Below are 26,800 nucleotides of genomic sequence, written 5' to 3'. Positions count from 1 at the left end.
AGTGCTGATTTTGTGCGAGCGGGCTTGCTCGCGATGCAAGCGACACGGTGTCACTGTAAAACCCCGGCGATCCCATCGCGAGCAAGCCCGCTCCCACACAGGCGATGCCTACAGCGTGTCCAGAAAGCTGCGTAAGGCCCGCAGTTCGTCCTTGTCCAGGTTCAGAGCCTTGAGCCGGTCGCTGGTGCGCGGAAACAGCGGATCATCGAGCTGCTTCGCGTTGGGTTGAGGGCGTGGCATGCCCATGTTGTAGAACGCGAGTGTGCCTTCCATATTGACGAACAGGCCGTTGTGCATCCAGGGCCCGGTTTTCATCACCAGACGCAATGACGGGGTGCGGAATGCGCCTGCGTCCTCAGGCTTGCGCGTCACTTCGTAGCGCCCCAGATCTTCATACTTGCGCCCGTAGTAACTCAGGCCGACGTTATGAAACTGTTCGTCGCTCAGCGCCGGGCCGAAGTGGCAATTCATGCAGCGCGCCTTGGTACGAAACAGGTGCAGGCCGTAGAGCTGCTCATCGCTCATGCGCTGCGGGCGCCCGCGCAACAATTGTTCAAACGGAGTATTGCGGGTGGCCGAAACCAGAGTGCGCTGGAAGGTGGCCAGGGCCTGGGCAGTGTGTTCTGTGGTGATCGGGCCGGAGCCGAAAACCTGCGCAAATTGCTCGCGGTAAGCGCTGTCGGTATTGAGCCTCTGGAGCAGTTGCGGGATATCGAAGGCCATTTCCATTGGGTCGACGATGGGGTGCATGGCTTGTTGCTCAAGGGTGCCGCCTCGACCGTCCCAGAACAGCGACGGGCTGTAGCCGCTCATCACCAGGCTGGGTGCGTTGCGACGGCCGCTCTGGCGATCATGACCGAACGACACGCGCCGCCCATCGGCAAAGGCCATATCGGCCTCATGACACGAGGCGCAGGCGATTTGACCGGAGCGCGACAGTCCGGGGTCGTTGAACAGTTTTTTGCCCAGCGCGGCTTTGGTCTCGCTGAACGGGTTCTCGGGGGGCGCGGGGGCGTGGGCGGGCAGGGCGGCCATTTCTTGCCACTGCACATCGGCATCCACCCGGGGCGCCGGCCATTGGGCGATCGGCTGGCGGTACTGCCGGGCGATGCAAGTCTTGTAGTCGCCAGCCTGTTCATCGCAGGCGTGTGCACTCGGGGCCAGGCCAATCAAAGTCAGACCAAGGAAGAGAGAGGCGCGTTTCAAAACTTGTACCCCACTTCCAGCATGAATTGGCGCCCGACTTCATAGGTGGGCAGGCCGCTGGTTTCGGTGGCGCCGACGATTTGTTTGTCCAGCAGGTTGGTCACGTCGAGGTTGACGAATACGGACTGCTCCTTGGCGGTGGGCATCTCCCAGGCCACGCGGGTGTCCCAGGTCAGTGCGCCGGAAAACGGAGTTTCGGCCCAGACATACGCGTCTTTGCCCTCGTGCTGGACTTTCTTGCCCGTAGCGGCGATGCGTCGATATCCGTCGCGGTATCGCAGGAAGTTGCTCCAGGTGACATTCAGCGGCTCGACTTCAGTCATGGTGGTCAGGCGTGCAGTCCAGGGGCGGGCGTAGTTGGCTGCTGGCATGTCGGAGAACTTCATGAACTTGCCGTCGTACTGGATCGTCGGGTCTTCGACATAGGTGGCGCCGATATTGGCGGTGTAGCTGGATAGTCCGGTGTTGTTGATTTTGCTCCAGTCCATGGCGAACTGGCCCGAAGTGCGGGTGCTGCCCAGAGTGAAGGCATGCAGCGGGGTGATCGTCAGGGTGTAGATGTCGGCGTCGCTTTTGCCGCCGTTGTAGTAGGTGTAGTAGTTGGCCGCCAGGGTACCGGTATCTTCGGATGGCTCACCGATCTGCGAGCCCCAGGCACGGCTGACTTGCTCGCGGCCCATGCGTTTTACGTATTTGACGGAGAACTCGGTGTCCCATTGCACATGGCTCAGGCCCAGGGTCAGTTCGTCGTCGTAAGGCACTTTGAGCTGGTTGAATTTGCTGTCGTTGGCCACCTGCTTGCTCAGCACCCAGTCGGAGGTCGAGTTGGCGCGGGTGTATTCGGTGCTCATGGCTGCGACGCCGTCGCGCAGGCGGTAGGTATACAGGTTGCGCCCGTAGTAACGGTTGGCGCCGCCGGAGATATGGGTCTTGCTGTCGCCGAACACGTCCAGCTCAATTGCCAGGCGCGGTGCCACGGTGGTCTGGTGCATGTAGTCATCACCGTCGATCCGTATGCCGGGCCTTACCGTCAGGCGCTTGTAGCGCATCTCGTCCTGCAGGTACAAAGCCCAGGTGCGGGTGTCGAAACTGGTTTTGCCCTGGGTCACGGTCTTTTTGTTGGCGTACTGGCCGTCCCAGCCATCGGCAAGGGTGGGGCCGATCGAGCAGTAGGGGTCATTGTTCATGCAGGTGCTGGTCTTGGCGACGGTGTAGCTGTTGTAAGGCTTGTTGCGCTCATAGCTGGCCGAGTTCTGCGATAGCTCCAGGCCGGTTTGCAGTGAATGGTTTACGCCCATCCAGCTGAAGCTGTTCCAGTCGGCCTTTAGTTTGTAGGCCAGGGTTTTCTGGGTTTCCTCGAGATCGCCAAAACCGCCCTCGGTTGCGGCTCCTGAGTTGCTCCAGTTTTTGCTCGTGGAGGTGCGCCAAAAAACCATGTAGTCGCTGTCGGAATAGCGCGAGGTGTTCAGCTCGCTCCAGCTCAGGTTTTGCTCGACCCGGGCCAGCGGCGCACTCCAGACAAGGCGTGCGCTGAGGCTGTCGCCGCCGGCCTCCATCTCGCGGGCGGAGTAGATTGCGTTGGGGCCGAAGGTTTTGGCGGTTTCCGGCGCGTGGGTCAGGCTCACGTCCAGCTTCCAGTCTTCGCTGGCCTGCCAGACGGCCTTGATGAAGTAGTTGTCGATGCGCCGGGTCTGCACTTCGGCGGCGTTGGCCGTATCGGTCTGGTTGGACACGGAAAACACCCGGGTGGGCATGGTCGAGTCCTTGCGCGAAAAGCTGCCCAGCAGGCCGAAGTTATCGGTCAGGCTCCCTTCGAGGGTGGCGCGGGTGATGACTTTCTTAAAGTCGGGCTGGCTGCTGTTACCAAAGCCTGCTTCAAAGTTTTCGAGGTCCGGGTCTTCTTCATTCAGGTGGTAGCGGGTCCACTCCGAGCGCGACATCTGCACGGAGAGCTTGCCGTGAAAGCCGGCCTTGGGGTCGCGTGTATTGGCCTGGACCACGCCGCCGTTGAAGCCGCCAAATTCCACCGGGACGTTGCTGTCGTAGACCTTGATGTCCTCAAGCAAGTCGGTGTCCAGTGCCAGCCCCTGGCTGCGCCCCGGCAGTTCGTCGAAATCATCATTGGTGCCGCCGGGGTCCAGGTCGTTGTTCATGCTCATGCCGTCAACGATGAACAGGTTTTGCCAGGGCCTTGCGCCGTTGATGCTGATATTGGCAGGGGCAATTTCCCCCGGGGTTTTGCTGCTCAGCTGGCTGTTATCGAACTGAACGTTGGGGTTGGTACGCAGCAGGCTGGTGATATCGCCGTTGCCTGAGGGCAGGCTTTCGATCATTTCCCGATCAATCACCTGTTCGCCTTGAAACACTGAGTCCATGGCGGTGATCGGCGTGCTTTTGATCAGCAGGACGTCGTTTTCCGTGGGCGGCAGGATGGAGGCGCTGTCGGCAGAAGTGCTCTCCCATTGCAGGCCGCTGTTGCGCAGCAGGCGGGCCAGGGCTTTTTCAGGGCTCATGCTGCCATCGACCGGCGCGCTGCCCAGTGAGTTGAGTAATGCGCTTTCTGCGCTGACCTGCCAGCCCGACTGTTGGGAGAACACAATCAGTGCGCTGGCCAGTGGCTGGGCCGGGATCTGGAAATGCAGTTGTTGCCGATTGATGTGCGCCTCGGGCACAGGGCTGGCGCCGATGGCCAGCGCTGGCAAACCCAGCAGCAGGCTCAGGTGCAGTGATCGGCAACGGGGGAGGCGGACGCAACGCAAACGCGTAGAAGGCATGAGGTGACCTACGAAATGAAACGCCATGGTCACTAATGCGAATCTTTATCAGTGACGTTCGTAGGTAAAGACTCTTGGCCTGAGAGGATTTCCAGAAATACATGAAAATTGTTTTATGCGGATCAAATGTGGGAGTCGGGTTTGCCTGCTCCCGCAGGTGATATGAGGGTCAGGGTTTGGCCGAGACGATCAGGGCAAAGGGAACGTTGTCTTGCAGATGCCCGCCCAGTGGAGCAATGGCCGCCTGCAATGCGCGCTTGGGGTCACGCAGGTTCAGGGCGGCGGTAATGCGCCGCTGCCCCAGAGCTTTGTTGGTGAGCAGAATCAGGCCGGGTTGATAGCGGCGTAACTGGGCGATCACGTCATCGACGGGCTGGTCGATTGCCACCAGTTGCCAGCGCCGCCACGGGGCGATTTGCTCCAGGGGTAATTGCACGATGCGGGTTTGCTGGTCATCTGCCGTAAAGTGCAGCAGGTCGCCGTGACTTAGCAGGTGGGTGGCGCGGGACGAGGCCTGGGGTGTTTGCACCGCGACCGTACCGCTTTCGACACTGACTTCTACGCCATTGTTGTCCAGGTTGACGGCGAATGCGGTGCCGGTCACGCGGACTCGCACGTTACCGGCATTCACGTAGAAGGCGCGGCTGGCATCTGACTTGACCGAGAAAAATGCCTGTCCGCGCAGTAGGGTGACTTCCCGCTGTTCGGGGTTAAATTGCACGTCGGCCAGGGTGTTGCTGTCGAGCAGCATCTGGCTGCCATCACTTAGCTCGACGGTGCGGTGTTCGGCGGTGGGGCTACGGTAGTCGGCTTGCCATGCCTGCCAGTCGGGCAACCACATCAGCAAGGCGCTTGCGGCCACTGCGGCGCCGACCAGGGTGCGTTTGCGGCGAGTCAGCCGAGGGGGCGTGCGTGCAGTTATCAGGGTGGGGGGCGATACAGCGGGCGCGTTCAAGGCTTCGCCGCTCAAGCTCCAGACTTTAAGGGCTTTGCGATAGGCTGCGTCATGTTCGGGGGCGCTGGCCCGCCAGTGGTTCAGGCGCTCGGTCAGTTCGGGGTCGTGCGGGTTTTCCTGGATCAGCAGCAGCCAGTCCAGCGCGGTTTCCCAGATAGGGTTCGGGTTGTCAATCATCACTCAGTTGTTCCGCGCAGTAGGTCAGGGCGTCGCGGACCAATTGGTGGGCCAGGCTCACGGAAATTCCCAGTTGTGTGCCAATTTGCTGAAACGTCAGGCCTTGCAGTCGATGCAGCACAAATGCCTGTCGCGTGCGTTCCGGCAGGCGGGTCAGAGCATGTTGCAATTTTCGCAGTTCGTCCAGATGCAGGGCTTCCTGTTCGGGCGACGGGGTGTTGGAGATGTGCTCGTCCAGTGACTCGCTACGGGTGGTATGACGGTTTTCCAGAGTGGCCCGTCGATTGAGGTCAAACGCCAGGTTACGCACGATGCGATACAGGTAGCCAACCGGCTGTGTCAGCGGGATGAGGTTGTCTGCGCCCTGGCTGAAGCGCAGCCATGCGTCTTGCACCACGTCTTCTGCTTTGGCGCGGCAGCCCACGATAGGGGCGGCGTAGTCGACCAGAGCAAGGCGGTGGGTGAGGTAGAGCTGGAGCCTGTCGGTGGTGTCGGGCACGAGAATCCAGGGGGACGCGCTAGCGATCTGAAGGTGGCCGGATATTAATGCGGATGAGATGGATTATCAAATGCGACATTGGTGTCGAGGATGGAGGGCGTTGGATGCGGGGGATCGGGGAGGAACATCGGAAACTAAAAAGCCCGCTTTCGCGGGCTTTTTAAGTGGTTATACAGAGTGAATCTGTAAACCTGAATTGGTGCCCAGAAGAAGACTCGAACTTCCACGACCTTGCGGTCACCAGCACCTGAAGCTGGCGTGTCTACCAATTTCACCATCTGGGCAGCATCAGCAACGTTGCCGCTGTTGATGTGGCGCATAATACGGAGAGCTTTGAGATCTGTAAACCCCTGTTTTAATTTTATTAAATCAGCGGCTTAGAAGATCTGAAATGCAAAAACCCGCTTTCGCGGGTTTTTGTGTGAGGCTTCAGAGTTGTACTACTCTGAATCTCTGAATTGGTGCCCAGAAGAAGACTCGAACTTCCACGACCTTGCGATCACCAGCACCTGAAGCTGGCGTGTCTACCAATTTCACCATCTGGGCAGCATCTTCAACGTTGTTGCCGTTGTCGATGGCGCGCACTATACGGGTGACCCTTTGACCTGTAAAGCGTTGTGATTAAAAATATCGAAAATTTTTCGCGAACGGTTAGTCGGCAGCGTCAAAGCGCGTCAGAAAGGACTATTAAGGCCCAGTGAGTGCCTGAAATTTCCCGTTTCAATACGCGTATGCCAAACTAACCCGCATATAGACAAGGTGAAAACTATCTAATGGCCGATTGGCAGACCCTCGATCCCGAGGCCGCACGTGAAGCGGAAAAATACGAAAACCCTATCCCTAGCCGCGAACTGATCCTTAAGCATCTGGCCGAGCGTGGCTCGCCTGCTGCTCGTGAACAGTTGGTGGAGGAGTTCGGTCTGACTACCGAAGACCAAATCGAGGCCTTGCGCCGTCGCCTGCGTGCGATGGAGCGCGATGCCCAGCTGATTTACACCCGCCGCGGCACTTATGCGCCGGTGGACAAGCTCGACCTGATTCTCGGCCGCATCAGTGGTCACCGCGATGGTTTCGGCTTCCTGATCCCGGATGATGGTAGCGACGACCTGTTCATGAGTCCGTCGCAAATGCGCCTGGTGTTCGATGGCGACCGCGCACTGGCCCGTGTTTCGGGTCTGGACCGTCGTGGTCGTCGTGAAGGCGTGATCGTCGAAGTGGTTTCGCGTGCTCATGAAACCATCGTGGGTCGTTACTTCGAAGAGGGCGGCATCGGCTTTGTAGTTGCCGACAACCCGAAGATCCAGCAGGAAGTGCTGGTGACTCCAGGCCGCAACGCTGGCGCGAAAGTCGGTCAGTTCGTCGAAGTGAAGATCACTCACTGGCCGACGCCGCGCTTCCAGCCGCAAGGCGATGTGCTTGAGGTTGTAGGCAACTACATGGCCCCGGGTATGGAAATCGACATTGCCCTGCGCACTTACGACATTCCGCACGTCTGGCCTGAAGCTGTCCTTAAGGAAGCGAGCCGGCTGAAGCCGGAAGTTGAAGACAAAGACAAAGAGAAGCGTATTGATCTGCGCCATCTGCCGTTCGTCACCATTGACGGCGAAGATGCCCGCGACTTCGATGACGCCGTATTCTGCGAAGCCAAGCCCGGCAAACTGCGCCTGTTCTCCGGCGGCTGGAAGTTGTACGTGGCGATTGCCGACGTATCCAGCTACGTGAAACTCGGTTCTGCACTGGATGCCGAAGCGCAAGTGCGCGGTAACTCGGTGTACTTCCCTGAGCGCGTAATCCCGATGCTGCCTGAGCAGCTGTCCAACGGCTTGTGCTCCCTGAACCCTAAAGTCGACCGTCTGGCCATGGTTTGCGAGATGACCATCTCCAAAACCGGCGAAATGACCGACTACCAGTTCTACGAAGCGGTGATCCACTCCCAGGCACGCCTGACCTACAACAAGGTCAGCAGCATGCTGGAGCACGCGAAAACCACCGAAGCCAAACAGCTGCGCAGCGAATACGCTGATGTAGTGCCGCACCTCAAGCAGCTGTACTCGCTGTACAAGGTGTTGCTGGCGGCCCGTCATACCCGTGGCGCGATTGATTTTGAAACTCAGGAAACCCGAATCATCTTCGGCTCCGAGCGCAAGATCGCTGAAATTCGCCCAACCACCCGTAACGACGCGCACAAGCTGATCGAAGAGTGCATGCTGGCTGCCAACGTGGCCACTGCTGAATTCCTCAAGAAGCACGAAATTCCTGCGTTGTACCGTGTTCACGATGGTCCGCCACCTGAGCGTCTGGAAAAGCTGCGCGCGTTCCTTGGTGAGCTGGGCCTGAGCCTGCACAAAGGCAAGGATGGCCCGTCGCCGAAGGATTACCAGGCACTGCTTGAAACCATCAAGGATCGCCCGGATTTCCACCTCATCCAGACCGTGATGCTGCGTTCGTTGAGTCAGGCGGTGTACAGCGCTGATAACCAGGGCCACTTCGGCCTGAACTATGAAGCCTATACCCACTTCACTTCGCCGATTCGCCGTTACCCGGATCTGCTGACGCATCGGGCTATTCGCAGCGTGATCCATTCCAAGATGGATACCCCGCACGTTCGTCGTGCTGGTGCGATGACTATTCCGAAAGCGCGCATCTATCCGTACGACGAAGCGATCCTGGAACAGCTCGGCGAGCAGTGTTCCATGAGCGAGCGCCGTGCTGACGAAGCAACGCGTGACGTGACCAACTGGCTCAAGTGCGAGTTCATGAAGGACCGCGTCGGCGAGTCGTTCCCGGGCGTGGTGACGGCAGTGACAGGTTTCGGCCTGTTTGTTGAGCTGACCGACATTTATGTCGAAGGTCTGGTCCACGTAACTGCCTTGCCGGGTGACTACTACCACTTCGATCCTGTGCATCACCGCCTGGCGGGCGAGCGCACCGGTCGCAGTTTCCGCTTGGGTGACACTGTTGAAGTGCGGGTCATGCGCGTCGATCTCGACGAACGCAAGATCGACTTCGAAATGGCGGAGAAAACCCTCAGCGCCCCGATTGGTCGTAAAAATCGCGGTGCTGATGCGCCTAAAGCCAAGAATGCAGGCAAGGCCGGCACCAAGCCGACTGAAAAGCCGGTTGAGCCAGCGCCTGCCGCACGTCGTAGTGCGCCGGCCAAGGCAGTTAAAAAGAACTCCGACGATACCTATCGCCCTAGCGATGCTGCGGCGAAAAACGCCGAGCTGCGCAAAAGTCGTGAATTGAAACAGGCGCTGCTGGCCGAATCGAAAAGCGGCGGTCGGACATCGGAGCCGGGAAAGTCGGGTAGGGGGGCGCCTGCCAAAGATGCAGGCAAGCCTTCCAAGCCAAGCAAACATCGTAAAGGCCCGCCAAAATCGGGCGCCGCGCCTGCTGCCAAAAGTGGTGGGTCGCGCAAACCTAAGGCCAAGTCATGAGTCAGTTGGAAAAAATCTACGGCATTCACGCTGTAGAAGCGTTGCTTCGTCATCATCCCAAGCGCGTCAAGCAAGTGTGGCTGGCAGAGGGTCGTAGCGACCCTCGCGTTCAAACGCTGATTGCTCTGGCCGATGAAAGTCGCGTGGCGGTAGGCAATGCCGAGCGTCGCGAAATGGACGTGTGGGTTGAGGGCGTGCACCAGGGTGTTGTGGCTGATGTGAGCCCGAGCCAGGTGTGGGGCGAGGCCATGCTCAACGAATTGCTGGATCGCACCGAAGGTGCTCCGCTGATTCTGGTGCTGGACGGCGTGACCGACCCGCACAACCTGGGTGCTTGCCTGCGTACGGCCGATGCGGCCGGTGCGTTGGCAGTTATCGTACCGAAGGACAAGTCTGCAACCTTGACTCCGACTGTACGAAAAGTAGCTTGTGGCGCAGCGGAAGTTATCCCGTTGGTTGCAGTTACCAACCTTGCAGCCACGTTGAAAAAGCTTCAGCAGCGCGGCCTGTGGATCGTCGGTACTGCCGGCGAAGCCGAGCAGGAGCTGTACGAGCAAGATCTGACCGGCCCGACCATCCTGATCATGGGTGCCGAAGGCAAGGGCATGCGTCGCCTGACTCGCGAGCATTGCGATTACCTGGTACGCCTGCCGATGGCCGGTAGTGTCAGTAGCCTGAACGTATCGGTGGCGACAGGCGTTTGCCTGTTTGAAGCCCTGCGCCAGCGCAGCGTCAAAGCCAAGACTTCTTCGAAGAAGAAGTAAGCAAAACGGTTTTGAAATGTGGGGGCGGGCTTGCTCGCGATGGCATCAATGGGATCTTGTAGTTAGATCAAGTTGTTTGTATCGCGAGCAAGCCCGCTCCCACAGTCGGTTGTGGTGATTGCGCACTAAGATTGTTCAAATATTCACCAATTGCCTTGCGCCCCTGTTGTGCCTTCTCTACAATTGCGCCCCTTGCCGTCATGGCGGGCGCATATGTGCCTCTCTAGGCAAGACACACAAGTGTCATTCACTCCTTGTCTGACCGCTTTTTAGTTAGCGGCAGGCTACAACCCGTAAGGAGCATTCATGCGTCATTACGAAATCATCTTTTTGGTCCACCCGGATCAAAGCGAACAAGTCGGCGGCATGGTAGAGCGTTACACCAAGCTGATCGAAGAAGACGGCGGCAAAATCCACCGTCTGGAAGATTGGGGCCGTCGTCAACTGGCCTACGCAATCAACAATGTTCACAAGGCTCACTACGTGATGCTGAACGTTGAGTGCACTGGCAAAGCCCTGGCTGAGCTGGAAGACAACTTCCGTTACAACGATGCTGTGATCCGTAACCTGGTCATCCGTCGCGACGAAGCCGTAATTGGCCAGTCCGAGATGCTCAAGGCTGAAGAAAACCGCAGTGAGCGCCGTGAGCGTCGTGACCGTCCTGAGCATTCTGACAGCGCCGATGGCGATGACAGCGATAACAGCGACGCCAGCGATAACGCTGACGAGTAATCCACGGACCTTTTGAGGAGCCAATTACATGGCACGTTTCTTCCGTCGTCGTAAATTCTGCCGCTTCACTGCAGAAGAAGTGAAAGAGATCGATTACAAAGATCTCAACACTCTGAAAGCTTACGTATCCGAAACCGGCAAAATTGTTCCAAGCCGTATCACCGGTACCAAAGCTCGTTATCAGCGTCAGCTGGCCACCGCTATCAAGCGCGCCCGCTTCCTGGCCCTGCTGGCCTACACCGACAGCCACGGCCGCTGAGACCGGGCAGTCGACAAGTAGTAAAGGATTGAAAGCATGCGTGCCTTAGCTGAGTTCATCATGCGAGGCCGTGTGCAGGCCACGTTAATCGTGGCCGGATGTGCGGCATTGCCGTTCTTGTTCTGGTTGAGTGCTGCTGCGGGTTGCCTTGTGCTCCTGCGGCGCGGTCCGAGAGATGCCTTGAGCATCCTCTCATGGGCCTTACTGCCGGCCCTGGGCTGGTGGTTTGTTGGAGAACCCCGCACCTTGATGGTGTTGCTGGGAACTCTGGGGTTGGCGTTGATGTTACGCGCCGGTCAGTCCTGGAATCGCGTGCTGCTGGTCAGCGTAGCGTTGGGTGTGGTGTATGGCGTAATCCTGGGTACGGCTTTCCGCGAACCCATTGGTGCGATGGCGCAGGAGTTGGAAAAACTTCTGCCGCAGGTCCTCAATGGTCTCTACGACAAGTTATCTGACGTAGAGCGAGCGCGCCTTGGAGCACTGATTGCACCCGTCCTCACCGGTTTGATTGCAGCTTTGATGCAGGTCGTCAGCGTGCTGAGCCTGATGCTTGGGCGTTATTGGCAGGCGTTGTTGTACAACCCGGGCGGTTTTGCCAGCGAGTTTCGCAGCATCCGCCTACCGCTTGGTCCAGCGTTTCTGTTGCTGGCGTGCATGCTAATCGGGCCGAACTTCGGTCCTGAAATGGCCATGCTTACGCCGTTGTGCAGCGTAGCGTTGTTCTTCGCCGGGCTGGCCCTGATTCACGGGCTGGTGGCGCAAAAGCGACTGGCCAAGTTTTGGCTGGTGGGGTTGTACGTCACGCTGTTGCTGTTCATGCAGCTGATCTATCCGTTGCTCGTGGTTTTGGCCATTGTCGACAGCCTGATTGATTTCCGCGGACGTCTGGCGCCGAAAGGTACCGATAAAGACTCTGCGGACGGTGAAGGTTAAAAGTTAAGAGGATTTTCACATGCAACTGATCCTTCTGGAAAAAGTCGCGAACCTGGGCAACCTGGGCGACAAAGTAAATGTTAAGTCCGGTTACGGTCGTAACTACCTGCTGCCATACGGCAAAGCTACCGCTGCAACCGCTGCCAACCTGGCTGCGTTTGAAGAGCGTCGTGCTGAGCTGGAACAAGCAGCAGCTGACAAGAAAGCTTCGGCTGAAACACGCGCTGCCCAACTGGCTGAGCTGGAAGTGACTATCACTGCCACCGCTGGCGACGAAGGCAAGCTGTTCGGTTCGATCGGCACCCACGACATCGCTGATGCACTGACCGCCTCTGGCGTTGAAGTTGCAAAAAGCGAAGTTCGTCTGCCGAACGGCACTATCCGCAACGTAGGCGAATTCGACGTAGCCGTGCACCTGCACGCTGAAGTTGAAGCAACCGTACGCGTTGTTGTGGTAGCTGCTTAAGCAGTCTTAACTGACTGGCACCTTGTGTGTCGGGCGGTTAACATCGGGCACGATCCTGTTTACAGGTCGTGCCCTTTGTCTTTCTGCAGTTTCTGATTTTCAAACTCCTGCTTTTAAAAAATTAACCAAGTGGCCATGAACGATATCTCCGCTCCTGAGCAATATGATCTACAAACCGCAGCCCTGAAGGTGCCTCCGCATTCCATCGAGGCCGAACAGGCTGTGCTCGGTGGTTTGATGCTGGACAACAACGCCTGGGAACGCGTGCTGGATCAGGTCTCGGACGGCGATTTCTATCGGCATGACCACCGCCTGATCTTCCGGGCCATCGCCAAACTGGCGGACCAGAACTCCCCGATCGACGTCGTGACCCTTGCCGAGCAATTGGACAAGGAAGGTCAGACCTCGCAAGTCGGTGGTCTTGGTTACCTGGGTGAGCTGGCAAAAAACACGCCGTCGGTCGCCAACATCAAGGCTTACGCGCAGATCGTTCGTGAGCGCGCCACGCTGCGCCAGTTGATCGGCATCAGCACCGAGATCGCCGACAGTGCGTTCAACCCCGAAGGGCGCAATGCTGCCGAGATTCTCGACGAAGCCGAGCGCCAGATCTTTGCCATCGCCGAGGCCCGGCCAAAAACCGGCGGCCCGGTGAGTGTCAACGACCTGCTGACCAAAGCCATCGATCGCATCGACACCTTGTTCAACACTGACAACGCCATCACCGGCCTGTCCACCGGTTACACCGATCTCGATGGCATGACCAGCGGCTTGCAGCCGTCTGACTTGATCATCGTTGCCGGTCGTCCATCGATGGGTAAAACCACCTTTGCGATGAACCTGGTTGAAAACGCCGTATTGCGCAGTGAAAAAGCGGTCCTGGTTTACTCCCTCGAGATGCCAGGCGAGTCGCTGATCATGCGTATGCTGTCGTCCCTGGGCCGCATCGATCAGACCAAGGTCCGTGCAGGCCGTCTCGAAGACGACGACTGGCCGCGCCTGACCTCGGCGGTCAATCTGCTCAATGATCGCAAGCTGTTTATCGATGACACGGCAGGTATCAGCCCATCGGAAATGCGGGCCCGTACCCGTCGCCTGGTGCGTGAGCACGGCGAAATCGGCCTGATCATGATCGACTACCTGCAACTGATGCAGATCCCGGGCTCGGGCGGTGATAACCGTACCAACGAAATTTCCGAGATTTCCCGGTCCCTCAAGGCTCTGGCCAAAGAGTTCAATTGCCCGGTAGTGGCGCTGTCGCAGCTCAACCGTTCCCTTGAGCAGCGCCCCAACAAGCGCCCGATCAACTCCGACTTGCGTGAGTCCGGAGCCATCGAGCAGGATGCCGACGTCATCATGTTTGTGTACCGGGACGAGGTGTATCACCCCGAGACCGAGCACAAGGGCATTGCCGAGATCATCATCGGCAAGCAGCGTAACGGTCCTATCGGCACCACGCGCCTGGCGTTTATCGGCAAGTACACCCGATTCGAAAACCTGGCACCGGGCAGCTACAACTTCGACGACGATTAACCGTCGAGTGCCCCTCTGTATGGCAGGTGTGGGAGCGGGCTTGCTCGCGATGACATCAACAGAGCCGCTGCCCTGCCGGGTTTAAGCCAATTCCGACCATTGCCGTCGGAATTGGTCACTTTTTGTGCTATATTCCGCCCCCGCGAATTTCTTAGTAAATGACGCGCCCTAATTTTCTGTACTCAACACCGGTCATCGACATGCAAGCAGCCAAGCCTCTATTTGACTATCCGAAGTACTGGGCCGAATGTTTCGGTCCAGCGCCATTCCTGCCGATGAGCAGGGAGGAGATGGATCAGCTTGGCTGGGATTCATGCGACATCATCATCGTCACCGGTGATGCCTATGTCGATCACCCTTCGTTCGGCATGGCGATCATTGGTCGCTTGCTGGAGTCCCAGGGCTTCCGTGTGGGCATCATTGCCCAGCCGAACTGGCAGTCCAAAGACGACTTCATGAAGCTGGGCGAGCCGAACCTGTTCTTCGGCGTTGCAGCCGGCAACATGGACTCGATGATCAACCGCTACACCGCTGACAAAAAGATCCGTTCCGATGACGCCTACACCCCTGGTGGCCTGGCTGGCAAACGTCCGGATCGCGCGAGCCTGGTGTATAGCCAGCGCTGCAAGGAAGCCTACAAGAATGTGCCGATCGTACTCGGCGGCATTGAGGCCTCCCTGCGCCGTATCGCGCACTACGACTACTGGCAGGACCGCGTACGCAACTCGATCCTGATCGACGCCTGCGCCGACATCCTGTTGTACGGCAACGCCGAGCGCGCCATTGTTGAAGTGGCCCAGCGTTTGTCCTACGGCCACAAGATCGAAGACATCACCGATGTTCGCGGTACTGCGTTCATCCGTCGCGATACGCCAAAAGACTGGTACGAAGTGGACTCCACGCGTATCGACCGTCCGGGCAAGATCGACAAGATCATCAACCCGTACGTGAACACCCAGGACACCCAGGCCTGCGCCATCGAGCAGGAAAAAGGTCCGGTTGAAGACCCGAACGAAGCCAAGGTTGTGCAATTGCTGGCCAGCCCGCGCATGACCCGCGACAAGACGGTAATCCGTCTGCCGTCAGTCGAAAAAGTGCGTGCAGACTCGGTGCTGTATGCCCACGCCAACCGTGTGCTCCACCTCGAAACCAACCCGGGTAACGCCCGGGCCCTGGTGCAGAAGCATGGCGACGTGGATGTGTGGTTCACGCCACCGCCGATCCCGATGACCACCGAAGAAATGGACTACGTATTTGGCATGCCATATGCGCGCGTTCCGCATCCTGCGTACGGCAAGGAAAAGATCCCGGCCTACGACATGATCCGCTTCTCGGTAAACATCATGCGTGGCTGCTTCGGCGGCTGTACGTTCTGCTCGATCACCGAGCACGAAGGCCGGATCATCCAGAACCGCTCTGAAGAGTCGATCATTCGCGAAATCGAAGAGATCCGTGACAAGGTGCCAGGCTTCACCGGCGTCATTTCCGACCTCGGCGGCCCGACCGCGAACATGTACCGCATCGCCTGCAAAACGCCCGAGATCGAATCCGCGTGCCGCAAGCCGTCCTGCGTATTCCCCGGCATCTGCCCGAACCTGAACACCGACCACTCGTCGCTGATTCAGCTTTACCGCAGTGCCCGTGCGTTGCCGGGCGTGAAGAAGATCCTGATCGCATCCGGTCTGCGCTACGACCTCGCGGTCGAGTCGCCGGAATACGTGAAAGAGCTGGTCACGCACCACGTCGGTGGTTACCTGAAGATCGCCCCGGAACACACCGAGGAAGGTCCGCTCAACCAGATGATGAAGCCGGGCATTGGCAGCTATGACAAGTTCAAGCGCATGTTCGAGAAGTACACCAAGGAAGCAGGCAAAGAGCAGTACCTGATCCCGTACTTCATTGCCGCTCACCCCGGTACCAAAGACGAAGACATGATGAACCTTGCGCTGTGGCTCAAGGGCAACGGTTTCCGTGCCGACCAGGTGCAGGCGTTCTACCCGTCGCCGATGGCCACCGCCACCGCGATGTACCACTCGGGCAAGAACCCGCTGCGCAAGGTCACGTACAAGAGCGACTCGGTCGTTATCGTCAAGAGCGAAGAGCAGCGCCGTCTGCACAAGGCGTTCTTGCGCTACCACGACCCGAAAGGCTGGCCGATGCTGCGTGAAGCCCTGACCCGCATGGGGCGTGCTGACCTGATCGGTTCGGGCAAAGACCAGTTGATCCCGCTGCATCAGCCTGCGACCGACAGCTACCAGAGTGCCCGTCGCAAGAACTCGACGCCAGTTGGCAGCCACAAGGTAGCCGGTGAAAAAACCACCAAGATCCTGACCCAGCACACCGGCCTGCCGCCGCGTGCCAGCGATGGCGGCAACCCGTGGGACAAGCGTGAACAGGCCAAGGCCGCAGCGTTCGCCCGCAACAAACAAGCAGCCAAAGAGCGTCATGAAGCTGCCAAGGGTGGCAAAAGCCAAAAGCCGACGCGCAAGCCGGTAGTGCCGCGCTAGGGATACTTTGTGGGAGCGAGCCTGCTCGCGAAGAAGGTTCACGATAACGCGGGGTTGCTGGATGATCGCGGCGTTGCTTGATGAGACCTTTGCGAGCGGGCTCGCTCCCACAAGAAATCGCGCAGTATTCACCTGCAACGCCAGCCTTCGGGCTGGCGTTGTGCTTTCTGCCCCGTGGAGAGGCTTGCCAGGCGTGCGTAGGCCGATTTGCGTCTACGTGTAGGGGGTGTGTTGCTTAAAGCGTCTGAGGGTGCTGCAGGGGAGTTCAGGCTAACTGCGAGGATCAACAGCCGGGCTGCTGATCCTGATCACAGATCCTGTGGGCCGGGTTGTGGATAACCGGGCCGAGGGGGGTTACGCGTCTGGTGCTTTTGCTGCTGGGGTGTCGGTGCTCTCAGCGACAGCCTCGCCGTCTTCATCGGCTTCGATGTCGGCATTCGGGTCCAGCTCTACGGTGCCTTCTTCAGCTGCCGCTTTCTTGCGGGCAAGCTTTTCCTCTTTCTTCTGCTCTTTAGCCAAGTCTCTTTGACGCTTAGCGAAGTTGTAATTTGGTTTGGCCATGGGCGATCCTCTTGGGGTCGAAGGTGAGGTTAAGCGGCGCGTATTCTGCCCTGTATTAGTGCTTAGCCGTTAGCTGGGTTTTTGCAAGGTTGTATTTTGCACTGAAAATACGACTCTACACCCACCCAAAAGCCGGTTGTGGATTAAATCTCGTCCCGGCCACAGGCGCCGCAGGCGTAGGCGGCCAGCAAACAGGTCATCAATGCAGGAAGTCCCATCACTTATTCCCCAAAAATCAAAAAGATGGCCTAAGGTTATATGCCTGAAGTCCATTTTGGGATGGATTGTCTCGATCGCGGCAATAGACCATGACTCAGATCATATGAATCGATACAATTTTCAGGCAATCTGTATACAGATTTTAGCTATTCATACCCTGCCTTGGAGATAGACCATGTTTGCCAAAGTTGTTGCGGTATCCCTTTTGACCCTGGCCAGCGGCCATTTGCTGGCGGCCGAGTGCGCGGTGACTGTCGATTCGACTGACCAGATGTCTTACAACACGAAAGAGATCGTCATCGACAAATCCTGCAAGACCTTCACCGTTAACCTGACGCACTCCGGCAACCTGCCGAAAAACGTCATGGGCCATAACTGGGTCTTGAGCAAAAAGGCAGACATGCAGGCAATCTCCACCGACGGCATTGCTGCCGGTCTGGATAAAAACTACCTCAAGGACGGTGATGAGCGGGTAATCGCCCACACCAAAGTGATCGGTGCCGGCGAGAAAGACTCCGTAACCTTCGATGTGGCCAAGCTTAAAGCGGGCGAAGAGTACGAATTCTTCTGCACCTTCCCGGGCCATAACTCGATGATGAAAGGCGCAGTGGTCCTTAAATAAGAACCCGATCCGCCTTCAAGCAGCCCTGACGTGCCTTGCGCCGTCAGGGCTGCTTGCGTTCAGGGTCAGGCTTTCGAGTCGGTCATCTTGAAAATGCCCTGGGCGTTGCTGCTGTCGAAATTCAGGTCGATCCGCCCGTTGTCCGGGTCGACCTTGCGCTGGATAAACTCCACAAACGACCCGGGTACCGCGTGTTCGCGGTACTGGCCTTTGGCATCGACCAGGCCGCGGGTAACCGTACAGGCACGATAGGCAGTCTGCATCACCCGGCCTGAGGCCGACACTTCAATGCTGTCTTTCATTGGCCGCTGCAGATCGCGTTGTTGCGCGACACAGGCCTCAAGGTCCTGCACCCGGTCAGTCAGGTGGTTGAAGCTGTTGCCTTCGGTGCTGATCCAGGCCATTTCAGCACTTTCAGCGAGCAGGCATTGGTAGTCCGCCTCCAGCACCGTGCCATGCTGGCGGCCGAATGCCTGATACAGCGCCGGCAACAACGCTTGCGCTTCGTTCAGGCTGCAATGGCGGGTCAGGGTAAGGCGGCTGAGGATGCTCTGGTGTGCGGCTTGCAGCGGGTCGACGCTGGTGCCGACGACGCGTGTGACAGCCTGCTGGAAGGCTTCGCTGAAGCGACCGGGGTGCAGTTCCGAGACAAAAAACTGGGCAATGTCCTCGGGCAGGTCCATTTGCCGATAGCCCCAGCCGGTCATGTTCAGCTTGGTCAGGGGGTAAGTTCGTACATCAGTGAAGCCCAACGGCTCCAACAAACGCGAAAATGCCTGACGGCCGCGGGGCAGTTCTCCGTTTGCGGGCCAGTCCACGGTGCGAATCGCGCCGTGGTCGAATACCACCTTGCGGCCCTGCAGGGCTTGTTCTTCGACATAACGCCGACCGTCCGGTACGGCCTCCACCAGTTTGTGCAACAGGCACAGGTTCAGCGCTTCGGCGAGCCATGCCCTGTGCAGCGCTTCCTCATGCCAACTGAAGCGCAGCAGCCCTTCAGGCACTTCGACATGCTTGCGCAGCCAGCCGGCGGCAGGTTGGCCGAGCAAAGAATCCACAAGGGAGAACAAACCATCGAAAGAAGACATGGGGCAGGGCTCTGGCGACGAAATAGACGCCTATCAAAGCCTTTGGGCGCGGGGGCGACAAGCGAAAAAAAATGTGGGGTTCATTCCGTTTTTTCGTACAGCCTATGATGAAACCACTGTGGGAGCGGGCTTGCTCGCGATAGCACCACCTCGATTTGCCTGACAAATCGCGGCGCCTGCATCGCGAGCAAGCCCGCTCCCGCAATGATCAAGGCGCGAACGGCATCTCGCGCTTGTGGTGGGTCTTCTCGTAGGTGCGGCAGATGATGCCGAACGCTTCTTCGCTCACCGGTTCGCCATGCAGGAAGGCATCAATCTCGGCATAGGTCACGCCGTGGGACGCTTCGTCAGGCTTGCCCGGCTCCAGGTCTTCCAGGTCGGCAGTCGGGACTTTTTCGACCAGCGCCTCAGGGGCGCCAAAGTGCCGTGCAATTGCCCGTACCTGGTTCTTTACCAGCCCGCTGAGTGGCGCCAGGTCGCAGGAGCCATCACCGAACTTGGTGAAAAACCCCATTACGGCTTCGGCCGCGTGGTCAGTGCCGATCACCAGGCCGCCGGTTGCGCCGGCGATGGTGTATTGCGCCACCATCCGCATCCGCGCCTTGGTGTTGCCCAATACAAAATCAACGGTGGCAGGCGGTTTGCCTTCAAAGGCGCTGACTTCAGCCGCCAGGGCCTTGACCGCCGGGCCGATGTTCACGGTTTGGCGCTCATCCGGTTTGATAAAGTCGACCGCCGCGGTGGCGTCGCTTTCGTCGTGCTGCACGCCGTAAGGCAAGCGTACGGCAATAAAACGATACGACTGATCGCCCGTCTGTTCGCGCAATTGCTGGACGGCGCGTTGAGCCATCAAGCCTGCGGTCAGTGAGTCGACCCCGCCGCTGATCCCCAGTACCAGGGTCTTGAGCCTGGCGTTGTGCAGGCAGCACTGAATAAAGGTGATGCGTCGAGCGACCTCGGCTTCAAGGGCGGTGGTGTCTTTAAATGGCGGTTGGACCTTGAGGTCTGCAGCAATCTGACGCTGTACGGCCTGCATGATTCACTCCTTGGGAGAATGTTCAGGAACTTGGAAAACGTGGCGCAGGTAGGCCGCGAAGTTTGGATCAGAGCAATGGGTTTTACCCGGCTCATCCGAAATCTTGGCCACTGGCGAGCCATTACAGGCGGTCATTTTAAGCACGATGCTCATCGGCTCGACACCCGGAATGTCACAGGTAAGGTTGGTGCCGATGCCGAAGCTGACATTGATTCTGCCGCGCAGCGCCCGGAAGATTTCCAGTGCGCGAGGTAGCGTCAGGCTGTCGGAGAACACCAGGGTCTTGCTCATCGGGTCGATGCCCAGCTTGTGGTAATGCGCGATGCATTTTTCAGCCCACACCACCGGGTCGCCCGAGTCATGGCGCAAACCGTCGAACAGCTTGGCAAAGTAAAGATCGAAGTCTTTGAGGAAGGCATCGGTGGTGATGCAGTCCGTCAGTGCAATCCCCAGCAGCCCGCGGTATTCGCGCACCCAGCAATCGAGCGCGGCACTCTGGCTGTCAATCAGCCGCGGGCCCAGTTGCTGGTGGGCCATGATCCATTCATGGGCCATGGTGCCCAGCGGCTTCATGTCCAGCTCGCGGGACAAATTGACGTTGCTGGTGCCGACAAAGCGTCCGGGGAAGTCATGCTTGAGCACGTTGACCACTTCTTCTTGCACGCGATACGAAAAGCGTCGGCGCGTACCGAAATCGGCGACCTGCAACTCGGCCAGTTCGTCGGCGCCGGCATTGGCCTGCAGCCAGTCGAACTTGCGATACAGCTGCTCGCGGGCCTGTGAGAGCACCGTGCCGGCATAGCGCGAACGGTTGCGAACTTCGCTGACGATCGCCAGCATGGGCACTTCAAACAAAATCACATGCAGCCACGGGCCGCGCAGGCGAATAAACAACTCGCCGTTTTCGATCCCGGTGTGCACATAACGCATGTTGAAGCGAAACAAGCCCAGGAAGCGGATGAAGTCGGGCGTCATGAACGTGATCCGCTCCAGGAAGCCCAACTGGTCCTGAGTCATGCTCAATTCGGCCAGACGATCGATCTGATGGCGAATTTCGTTCAGATACGGGCGCAAGTCCTCACTGTTACGGCAACGGAATTCCCACTCGACTTCAACGTTGGGGTAGTTGTGCAGCACCGCCTGCATCATGGTCAGTTTGTAGAAGTCGGTGTCGAGCAGGTTCTGCACGATGCGATCGGCAAACACACTCTCGCTCATAGCGGCAATCTCCATGCTGCCCGTGCCTGATTGCCACGGTGTTCAGCTTTTTCAATGAATGGCGCTAGTGGCGCATATCCGCAGGCGGTATTGCCAGCAGTTTTTAAGGTTGAAGCCTGTTCCGACCTTGTGGGAGCGGGCTTGCTCGCGATGCAGACGGCGCGGTCTTACATTTAATTCGCGTAAATCTCATCGCGGGCAAGCCCGCTCCCACAGGATTACGGGTCATTCAGTTGCCCCATTATCCAGCTCACAAAATCCCGCACCTTGGGCACGCCCGCCGAATGTTCGGGGTAGGCCAGGTAGTAGGCGTCGCGACTCGGCATCAAGTGCTGCCAGGCGATGACCAGCTTGCCGTCCGCCAATTCCTCTTCCACCAGAAACCGGGGCAGCAGGGCGACACCACATCCCACCTGGGCGGCGCGGATGCACATATAAAAGGTGTCAAAGCGCGGGCCGTGATAGCTGTGATCGGTGCGATAACCCTGGCTCTCAAACCAGTCGTGCCAGGCCTGGGGGCGAGAAGCGTTTTGCAGCAGCACCAGATCGGTCAGCTGGGTCGGATCGGTAAACGGGCTGGCCGGCAAGCTGGCCGGTGCACATACCGCCACCAGCTCTTCGCCAAACAGCTTCAGGCACTCGGTCCCGGGGCGCGAACCCTGGCCGAAGTAAAACGCCAGGTCACTGCGCCCTTGCAGCAAATCGTCGCCTTGCTGCTCGTTGCACAGGTCCAGATGAATATGTGGATGGCGCAGGCGCCAGCCCTTGAGGCGCGGCACCAGCCAGCGTGCACCAAAGGTGGAAGGGGTCGAGACCCGCAACACTTCTGTTTCGCCGCCATAGGAGCGCAGGGTGTGGGTCGACATTTCGACCTGGGTCAGGATTTTTCGGACTTCCAGCAGATACAAGTCACCGGCTGGCGTCAGTTGTAAACGGCGACGCACCCGGCGAAACAGCAGGTGCTGCAACAACTCTTCCAGCTGCGCGACCTGTTTGCTGACCGCACTCTGGGTCAGGTTCAGCTCTTCGGCGGCCCGGGTGAAGCTCAGGTGGCGGGTCACTGCCTCAAAACACTGCAACGCAGTAATCGAAGGCAAATGGCGCTTCTTGTTAAACATAAAGGCTGAGCATAAAAGCCCCCTCATTCTTGTTGTCAGGCAACGTTACCAGCGCAGCATGAATTTTTGGAATGATATCTCGCTTAAAGGTCGTTTGTTGCCGCCATGGGAGCCAGCTACAACTAATGGCCTGCGAATTATCTTTCTTAAGCTCAAGGAGTGCCCCCCATGGTTGCTGCATTACTGGATCGTCTTGGTGTGAACCCCGCGCTGTACCAGCAGGGCAATCAGCCGGTTTACACGCCGATTGACGGCAGCCAGATTGGTGCCGTGCACTGGGAAGGTGCTGCCGAGACCGAGCAGCATGTGACCCGCGCCGAGCACGCATTCGAGGCCTGGCGCAAGGTGCCGGCGCCGCGTCGCGGAGAGCTGGTGCGCCAGTTCGGCGATTTGCTGCGTGAGTACAAGGCCGATCTGGGCGAGCTGGTGTCGTGGGAGGCGGGCAAGATCACCCAGGAAGGTCTGGGCGAAGTACAGGAGATGATCGACATTTGCGACTTCGCCGTCGGCCTGTCGCGCCAGCTTTATGGCTTGACCATCGCCTCGGAGCGTCCGGGCCACCATATGCGTGAAACCTGGCACCCGTTGGGGGTTGTCGGCGTGATCAGCGCATTTAACTTCCCGGTGGCTGTCTGGGCGTGGAACACCACCCTGGCTCTGGTGTGCGGCAACGCCGTGATCTGGAAGCCGTCCGAGAAAACCCCGCTCACCGCCCTGGCCTGCCAGGCGTTGTTTGATCGGGTGCTGAGTAAATTTACCGACGCACCCAAGTATCTGGCCCAAGTGATTATCGGCGGTCGTGACGCGGGTCAGGCACTGGTGGAAGACCCGCGTGTGGCGTTGATCAGCGCCACCGGCAGCACCCGCATGGGGCGTGAAGTGGCGCCGATCATTGCTGCGCGCTTTGCCCGCAGCATTCTGGAACTGGGCGGCAACAACGCGATGATCCTCGCCCCGAGCGCCGATCTGGACATGGCCGTACGCGCCATCCTGTTCAGCGCGGTTGGCACTGCGGGTCAGCGTTGTACCAGCCTGCGCCGCCTGATCGCCCATGATTCGGTCAAAGCAGAGATCGTTGCCCGCCTCAAGGCGGCCTATTCCAAAGTGCGCATCGGCCATCCGCTGGAAGGCAATCTGGTGGGCCCGCTGATCGACAAACACAGTTTCGAAAACATGCAGGACGCGCTGGAACAAGCCCTGAGCGAAGGCGGGCGGGTGTTTGGCGGTGAGCGTCAGTTGGCCGGGCAGTATCCCGGCGCTTACTACGTGGCCCCGGCGATTGTCGAAATGCCGGAGCAGAGCGATGTGGTGTGCGACGAGACCTTCGCCCCGATCCTGTACGTGGTCGGCTACAGCGACTTTGCCGAGGCCCTGCGCCTTAACAACGCCGTGCCCCAGGGCCTGTCGTCGTGCATCTTCACCACTGATGTGCGCGAGGCCGAGCAATTCATGTCCGCCACTGGCAGTGACTGCGGAATCGCCAACGTCAACATCGGCCCGAGTGGCGCGGAGATTGGCGGCGCGTTTGGTGGTGAGAAAGAAACCGGCGGCGGGCGTGAGTCGGGCTCCGATGCGTGGCGCGGCTATATGCGCCGTCAGACCAATACCGTGAACTACTCGCTGGAGCTGCCGTTGGCGCAGGGGATTACCTTCGATTGAGGTAAGCCCTGAGTCACCTGTGCGGAGGATACTGTGGGAGCGGGCTTGCTCGCGATAGCATCGCTGCGGTCTGCCAGCCAGACCGAGTTGTCTGCATCGCGAGCAAGCCCGCTCCCACAAGCGCTCCCCCATGATTGCATCACCGTTAGGTTTCATTTCTGGAGCTTGGCAATGCCTCTACAAGAACAATGTCTGTGGGAAAACTTAACGCCGCAACGTCCTCAGGCGCCCACCTTCAAGGGCGAACTGAGTGTTGATGTGTGTGTGATCGGTGCCGGCATCACCGGTCTGTCAGCCGCCATTCACTTGCTCGAACAGGGCAAAAGCGTGTGCGTGCTCGAAGCGCATCGCACCGGGCACGGAGGCTCGGGGCGCAACGTGGGGCTGGTGAACGCCGGGATGTGGATCCCGCCGGATGATATCGAAGCCGGTTTCGGCGAGGTCGTGGGCAGCCAGCTCAATCGTATGCTCGGCGCCGCGCCTGCTCTGGTCTTCAGCCTGATCGACAAATACGGCATCGACTGTCAGCTGCGCCGCGAAGGCACGTTGCATATGGCCCACAACGCCAAGGGCGAAGCCGATCTGCGAAGCCGCGAAGAGCAATGGAAGCGTCGCGGGGCGCCCGTGGAGTTACTCACCGCAGCTGCGTGCGAAGCGGCCACCGGCACCACAAAAATAGCCGCCGCCTTGCTCGACCGTCGCGCCGGAACCCTTAACCCCATGGCCTATACCTCGGGCCTGGCCAAGGCCGCCAGTGATCTGGGCGGGCAGCTGTTTGACCACTCGCCCGTGACCGGGCTTGAGCGCCAGGGCCAGCGCTGGTCGGTGCAAACCGCTTTGGGGGCGGTGAGTGCCGAGCAGGTGGTGCTGGCATCCAATGCCTACACCGAAGGCGAATGGACTGACTTGCGACGTAACTTTTTCCCTGGTTACTACTACCAGGTCGCCTCCAGGCCACTGACCGACGCCTCCGCCGAACGTATCTTGCCCGGCGGCCAGGGCTCGTGGGACACCCGTCAGGTGTTGAGCAGCATTCGCCGCGATGCCGACGGCCGTTTACTGCTGGGCAGTCTGGGTAATGGCAATCAAAAGCCTGCGTGGTTTCTCAAGACCTGGGCCGACCGTGTGCAACAGCACTACTTTCCGTACCTCAAGGGCGTGGAGTGGGAGTGCACCTGGACCGGCTGCATCGCGTTTACTCCCGATCATTTGATGCGTCTGTTCGAGCCCGCGCCCGGTTTGGTGGCAGTGACCGGCTACAACGGCCGGGGCGTGACCACGGGCAGCGTGGTGGGCAAGGCCTTTGCCGACTACCTGTGCAGCGGCGACCCCAAGGCACTGCCGATTCCGTTTGCGCCGATGCGCCCGCTGTCTGGCACGGGGCTGCGCAGTTGTTTATACGAAGCCGGTTTTTCGCTGTATCACGCCGGCCAGTGTTTAAGAATTGTGATCTGACAGGGTTTTTTCACCGCGTGTACGGCGTTTGTTCGTACAGCGGCTAGCCTCTAGTGGTGCGGCGCGTAGCAATTACGCACCGAGAGTGTGCAGTTCGGTGACGCAGGCGGTTACAGGATGGTTGCACGATGCAGGGCAACCCGGTTGCAACGTTTGTCGCAGATGGTGGTACTGGCAGAAAGTGATTGGTTTCACCTTCCTCGGTTTAGACGGTTGCACGCCCAATGAAAATGGGCTCGAAACAGTCGGCATAACAACAAGACAACGGCTTTTTTAAGAATAAAAAACCAATGGCACGCGGCTTGCTCTGCGCTTTAGGTGAAGTCGAAGTGCCATCTAAAAAACCTCAGGAGCACCACCTCATGTCGCAGACGTTCTACAAGAAAGGTTTTCTGGCCCTCGCAGTGGCTGCTGCTTTGGGCGTTTCCTCGTTTGTTCAGGCAGATGTGAAAATTGGTGTGGCGGGCCCGATGACTGGCGCCAACGCGGCATTTGGTGAGCAGTACATGAAGGGTGCGCAGGCGGCTGCGGATGCAATTAACAAGGCGGGCGGGATTAACGGCGAGAAGATCAAGCTGGTGGCCGGCGACGATGCCTGCGAACCCAAGCAGGCCGTGGCTGTGGCCAACCGCTTGGTCGATCAGGACAAAGTAATCGGTGTGGTCGGTCACTTCTGCTCTTCGAATACGATTCCTGCTTCCGAGGTGTATGCCGATGCGGGTGTGATCATGATCACGCCGGGCTCGACCAACCCGCAGGTCACTGAGCGTGGGCTGGATGCAGTGTTCCGTATGTGCGGGCGTGATGATCAGCAAGGCATCGTTGCAGGCGACTACATAGTCGACGTGCTCAAGGGCAAGAAAGTGGCGGTCATCAACGACAAGGACACCTACGGCAAAGGTCTGGCCGATGCCACCAGTGCACAGCTGACCAAGCGCGGCGTGAAACCCATCCTGGAAGAAGGCCTGACACGGGGTGAAAAAGACTTCAGTGCGCTGGTCACAAAGATCCGCGGCGCCGGTGCTGATGTTGTGTACTTCGGTGGTCTGCACCCTGAGGCCGGTCCGCTGGTCCGCCAACTGCGTGAAGCGGGTCTCAAGGATGTGAAATTCATGTCGGACGATGGCATCGTGACCGACGAACTGGTGGCCACTGCCGGTGGCCCGCAGTATGTCGATGGCGTGTACATGACCTTCGGCGCCGACCCGCGCCTGCTGCCGGACAGCAAGGTGGTGGTTGAAGAGTTCCGCAAGGCAGGCACCGAGCCTGAAGGCTACACCCTGTACGCCTACGCTTCGATCCAGGCCCTGGCTGACGCTTTCAATGGCGCCAAATCCAACAAAGGCGAAGACGCAGCCAAGTGGCTCAAGGCCAACCCGGTTAAAACCGTAATGGGTGAAAAAAACTGGGACGGTAAAGGCGACCTGAAAGTCTCTGACTACGTGGTTTATCAGTGGGACAAAGACGGCAAATATCACCAGCTGGAAAAACAGAAGTGAGATAGATCGCTCCTGCTGATTCCCTGATTCCGCAGGAGCTGGCTAAGCCTGTGATCTTTTAAACGGTCAAAAGATCACAGTCTGCG

The 26,800-nt window shown here is 58.8% G+C and carries 21 protein-coding genes and 2 tRNA genes; 12 read left to right on the top strand and 11 right to left on the bottom strand.

Annotated features, from left to right (window positions below):
• Positions 1–108: 108 nt before the first annotated feature.
• From ACZRMS_RS00485 to ACZRMS_RS00460, 6 genes are all read right to left on the bottom strand, one after another.
• A complete protein-coding gene (locus tag ACZRMS_RS00485) occupies positions 109–1,206 on the bottom strand; it encodes a cytochrome-c peroxidase (RefSeq protein WP_463993645.1) in 1,098 nt (365 codons plus the stop codon).
• Entirely contained in the window at positions 1,203–3,980 is a 2,778-nt protein-coding gene (locus ACZRMS_RS00480) for a TonB-dependent receptor plug domain-containing protein (protein ID WP_463993644.1), read from the bottom strand. The genes ACZRMS_RS00485 and ACZRMS_RS00480 overlap by 4 nt, the downstream gene beginning before the upstream one ends.
• A gap of 169 nt (positions 3,981–4,149) precedes the next feature.
• Positions 4,150–5,112, bottom strand: a complete 963-nt coding sequence (locus ACZRMS_RS00475) for a FecR family protein (protein ID WP_463993643.1) — start codon at positions 5,110–5,112, stop codon at positions 4,150–4,152.
• Positions 5,105–5,611 (bottom strand): sigma-70 family RNA polymerase sigma factor, encoded by a 507-nt coding sequence (locus ACZRMS_RS00470; protein ID WP_463993642.1) that lies wholly within the window; start codon positions 5,609–5,611, stop codon positions 5,105–5,107. The genes ACZRMS_RS00475 and ACZRMS_RS00470 overlap by 8 nt, the downstream gene beginning before the upstream one ends.
• A 197-nt stretch (positions 5,612–5,808) precedes the next feature.
• A tRNA-Leu gene (locus ACZRMS_RS00465) sits at positions 5,809–5,895 on the bottom strand.
• 175 nt (positions 5,896–6,070) lie between these two features.
• A tRNA-Leu gene (locus ACZRMS_RS00460) sits at positions 6,071–6,157 on the bottom strand.
• 227 nt (positions 6,158–6,384) lie between these two features.
• Here ACZRMS_RS00460 and rnr point away from each other — a divergent pair.
• The 8 genes from rnr to ACZRMS_RS00420 all read left to right on the top strand — a co-directional run bounded on the left by rnr (position 6,385) and on the right by ACZRMS_RS00420 (position 16,239).
• Entirely contained in the window at positions 6,385–9,048 is a 2,664-nt protein-coding gene (rnr, locus tag ACZRMS_RS00455) for a ribonuclease R (protein WP_463993641.1), read from the top strand.
• Entirely contained in the window at positions 9,045–9,812 is a 768-nt protein-coding gene (rlmB, locus tag ACZRMS_RS00450; protein WP_048360323.1) for a 23S rRNA (guanosine(2251)-2'-O)-methyltransferase RlmB, read from the top strand. Before rnr ends, rlmB begins: the two co-directional genes overlap by 4 nt.
• A 306-nt stretch (positions 9,813–10,118) precedes the next feature.
• On the top strand, positions 10,119–10,544 hold the full coding sequence (gene rpsF / locus ACZRMS_RS00445) for a 30S ribosomal protein S6 (RefSeq protein WP_048360322.1): 426 nt from the start codon (positions 10,119–10,121) through the stop codon (positions 10,542–10,544).
• A 28-nt stretch (positions 10,545–10,572) separates the two neighbouring features.
• A complete protein-coding gene (rpsR, locus tag ACZRMS_RS00440) occupies positions 10,573–10,803 on the top strand; it encodes a 30S ribosomal protein S18 (protein WP_003171373.1) in 231 nt (76 codons plus the stop codon).
• Between the two features lie 36 nt (positions 10,804–10,839).
• Positions 10,840–11,736, top strand: coding sequence for a YybS family protein (locus ACZRMS_RS00435; RefSeq protein ID WP_048360321.1), 897 nt, complete (start codon positions 10,840–10,842; stop codon positions 11,734–11,736).
• Between the two features lie 19 nt (positions 11,737–11,755).
• The gene (rplI, locus tag ACZRMS_RS00430; RefSeq protein ID WP_048360320.1) at positions 11,756–12,202 is read left to right on the top strand and encodes a 50S ribosomal protein L9; all 447 of its coding nucleotides are present in this window, start codon (positions 11,756–11,758) and stop codon (positions 12,200–12,202) included.
• Positions 12,203–12,337: 135 nt separating this feature from the next.
• A complete protein-coding gene (gene dnaB, locus ACZRMS_RS00425; RefSeq protein ID WP_048360319.1) occupies positions 12,338–13,732 on the top strand; it encodes a replicative DNA helicase in 1,395 nt (464 codons plus the stop codon).
• Positions 13,733–13,932: 200 nt separating this feature from the next.
• Positions 13,933–16,239: a YgiQ family radical SAM protein gene (locus ACZRMS_RS00420; RefSeq protein ID WP_048360627.1), complete on the top strand. Its 2,307-nt coding sequence runs from the start codon at positions 13,933–13,935 to the stop codon at positions 16,237–16,239.
• Positions 16,240–16,593: 354 nt separating this feature from the next.
• On the opposite strand, the gene ACZRMS_RS00415 is transcribed toward ACZRMS_RS00420, so the two are convergent.
• The gene (locus ACZRMS_RS00415) at positions 16,594–16,800 is read right to left on the bottom strand and encodes a hypothetical protein (RefSeq protein ID WP_463993640.1); all 207 of its coding nucleotides are present in this window, start codon (positions 16,798–16,800) and stop codon (positions 16,594–16,596) included.
• A 394-nt stretch (positions 16,801–17,194) separates the two neighbouring features.
• On the opposite strand from ACZRMS_RS00415, the gene azu reads away from it, so the two are divergent.
• Complete coding sequence (azu, locus tag ACZRMS_RS00410; protein ID WP_048360317.1) at positions 17,195–17,641, top strand: azurin; 447 nt, start codon at positions 17,195–17,197, stop codon at positions 17,639–17,641.
• A 65-nt stretch (positions 17,642–17,706) separates the two neighbouring features.
• On the opposite strand, the gene ACZRMS_RS00405 is transcribed toward azu, so the two are convergent.
• The 4 genes from ACZRMS_RS00405 to ACZRMS_RS00390 form a co-directional block, all read right to left on the bottom strand.
• Entirely contained in the window at positions 17,707–18,729 is a 1,023-nt protein-coding gene (locus ACZRMS_RS00405; RefSeq protein WP_463993639.1) for a 2-oxoadipate dioxygenase/decarboxylase family protein, read from the bottom strand.
• Positions 18,730–18,937: 208 nt separating this feature from the next.
• Positions 18,938–19,765 (bottom strand): ammonia-dependent NAD(+) synthetase, encoded by an 828-nt coding sequence (nadE, locus tag ACZRMS_RS00400; protein WP_463993638.1) that lies wholly within the window; start codon positions 19,763–19,765, stop codon positions 18,938–18,940.
• A gap of 3 nt (positions 19,766–19,768) precedes the next feature.
• The gene (gene pncB, locus ACZRMS_RS00395) at positions 19,769–20,983 is read right to left on the bottom strand and encodes a nicotinate phosphoribosyltransferase (RefSeq protein WP_463993933.1); all 1,215 of its coding nucleotides are present in this window, start codon (positions 20,981–20,983) and stop codon (positions 19,769–19,771) included.
• Positions 20,984–21,201: 218 nt separating this feature from the next.
• Complete coding sequence (locus tag ACZRMS_RS00390) at positions 21,202–22,101, bottom strand: LysR family transcriptional regulator (protein WP_463993637.1); 900 nt, start codon at positions 22,099–22,101, stop codon at positions 21,202–21,204.
• Between the two features lie 168 nt (positions 22,102–22,269).
• On the opposite strand from ACZRMS_RS00390, the gene amaB reads away from it, so the two are divergent.
• The 3 genes from amaB to ACZRMS_RS00375 all read left to right on the top strand — a co-directional run bounded on the left by amaB (position 22,270) and on the right by ACZRMS_RS00375 (position 26,714).
• Positions 22,270–23,760, top strand: coding sequence for an L-piperidine-6-carboxylate dehydrogenase (gene amaB, locus ACZRMS_RS00385; protein WP_463993636.1), 1,491 nt, complete (start codon positions 22,270–22,272; stop codon positions 23,758–23,760).
• Between the two features lie 171 nt (positions 23,761–23,931).
• Entirely contained in the window at positions 23,932–25,215 is a 1,284-nt protein-coding gene (gene amaA, locus ACZRMS_RS00380; protein WP_463993635.1) for an L-pipecolate oxidase, read from the top strand.
• A gap of 362 nt (positions 25,216–25,577) precedes the next feature.
• Entirely contained in the window at positions 25,578–26,714 is a 1,137-nt protein-coding gene (locus ACZRMS_RS00375) for a branched-chain amino acid ABC transporter substrate-binding protein (protein ID WP_463993634.1), read from the top strand.
• The last annotated feature ends 86 nt before the right edge of the window (positions 26,715–26,800 follow it).

This window comes from Pseudomonas sp. B424 (assembly GCF_055408345.1).
The sequence above is the reverse complement of the archived record's forward strand: the minus strand, read 5'-3'. Positions and strand labels throughout refer to the sequence as shown.

Bases quoted from the DNA above. Each gene is read 5' to 3' on its own strand.
- ACZRMS_RS00405 (WP_463993639.1), bottom strand. From the start codon at position 18,729: ATGTCTTCTTTCGATGGTTTGTTCTCCCTTGTGGATTCTTTGCTCGGC.
- ACZRMS_RS00375 (WP_463993634.1), top strand. From the start codon at position 25,578: ATGTCGCAGACGTTCTACAAGAAAGGTTTTCTGGCCCTCGCAGTGGCT.
- rpsF (WP_048360322.1), top strand. From the start codon at position 10,119: ATGCGTCATTACGAAATCATCTTTTTGGTCCACCCGGATCAAAGCGAA.
- azu (WP_048360317.1), top strand. From the start codon at position 17,195: ATGTTTGCCAAAGTTGTTGCGGTATCCCTTTTGACCCTGGCCAGCGGC.
- ACZRMS_RS00420 (WP_048360627.1), top strand. From the start codon at position 13,933: ATGCAAGCAGCCAAGCCTCTATTTGACTATCCGAAGTACTGGGCCGAA.
- rlmB (WP_048360323.1), top strand. From the start codon at position 9,045: ATGAGTCAGTTGGAAAAAATCTACGGCATTCACGCTGTAGAAGCGTTG.
- rnr (WP_463993641.1), top strand. From the start codon at position 6,385: ATGGCCGATTGGCAGACCCTCGATCCCGAGGCCGCACGTGAAGCGGAA.
- amaA (WP_463993635.1), top strand. From the start codon at position 23,932: ATGCCTCTACAAGAACAATGTCTGTGGGAAAACTTAACGCCGCAACGT.
- ACZRMS_RS00435 (WP_048360321.1), top strand. From the start codon at position 10,840: ATGCGTGCCTTAGCTGAGTTCATCATGCGAGGCCGTGTGCAGGCCACG.
- ACZRMS_RS00475 (WP_463993643.1), bottom strand. From the start codon at position 5,112: ATGATTGACAACCCGAACCCTATCTGGGAAACCGCGCTGGACTGGCTG.
- rplI (WP_048360320.1), top strand. From the start codon at position 11,756: ATGCAACTGATCCTTCTGGAAAAAGTCGCGAACCTGGGCAACCTGGGC.
- ACZRMS_RS00390 (WP_463993637.1), bottom strand. From the start codon at position 22,101: ATGTTTAACAAGAAGCGCCATTTGCCTTCGATTACTGCGTTGCAGTGT.
- ACZRMS_RS00415 (WP_463993640.1), bottom strand. From the start codon at position 16,800: ATGGCCAAACCAAATTACAACTTCGCTAAGCGTCAAAGAGACTTGGCT.
- nadE (WP_463993638.1), bottom strand. From the start codon at position 19,765: ATGCAGGCCGTACAGCGTCAGATTGCTGCAGACCTCAAGGTCCAACCG.
- rpsR (WP_003171373.1), top strand. From the start codon at position 10,573: ATGGCACGTTTCTTCCGTCGTCGTAAATTCTGCCGCTTCACTGCAGAA.
- ACZRMS_RS00480 (WP_463993644.1), bottom strand. From the start codon at position 3,980: ATGCCTTCTACGCGTTTGCGTTGCGTCCGCCTCCCCCGTTGCCGATCA.
- dnaB (WP_048360319.1), top strand. From the start codon at position 12,338: ATGAACGATATCTCCGCTCCTGAGCAATATGATCTACAAACCGCAGCC.
- amaB (WP_463993636.1), top strand. From the start codon at position 22,270: ATGGTTGCTGCATTACTGGATCGTCTTGGTGTGAACCCCGCGCTGTAC.
- pncB (WP_463993933.1), bottom strand. From the start codon at position 20,983: ATGAGCGAGAGTGTGTTTGCCGATCGCATCGTGCAGAACCTGCTCGAC.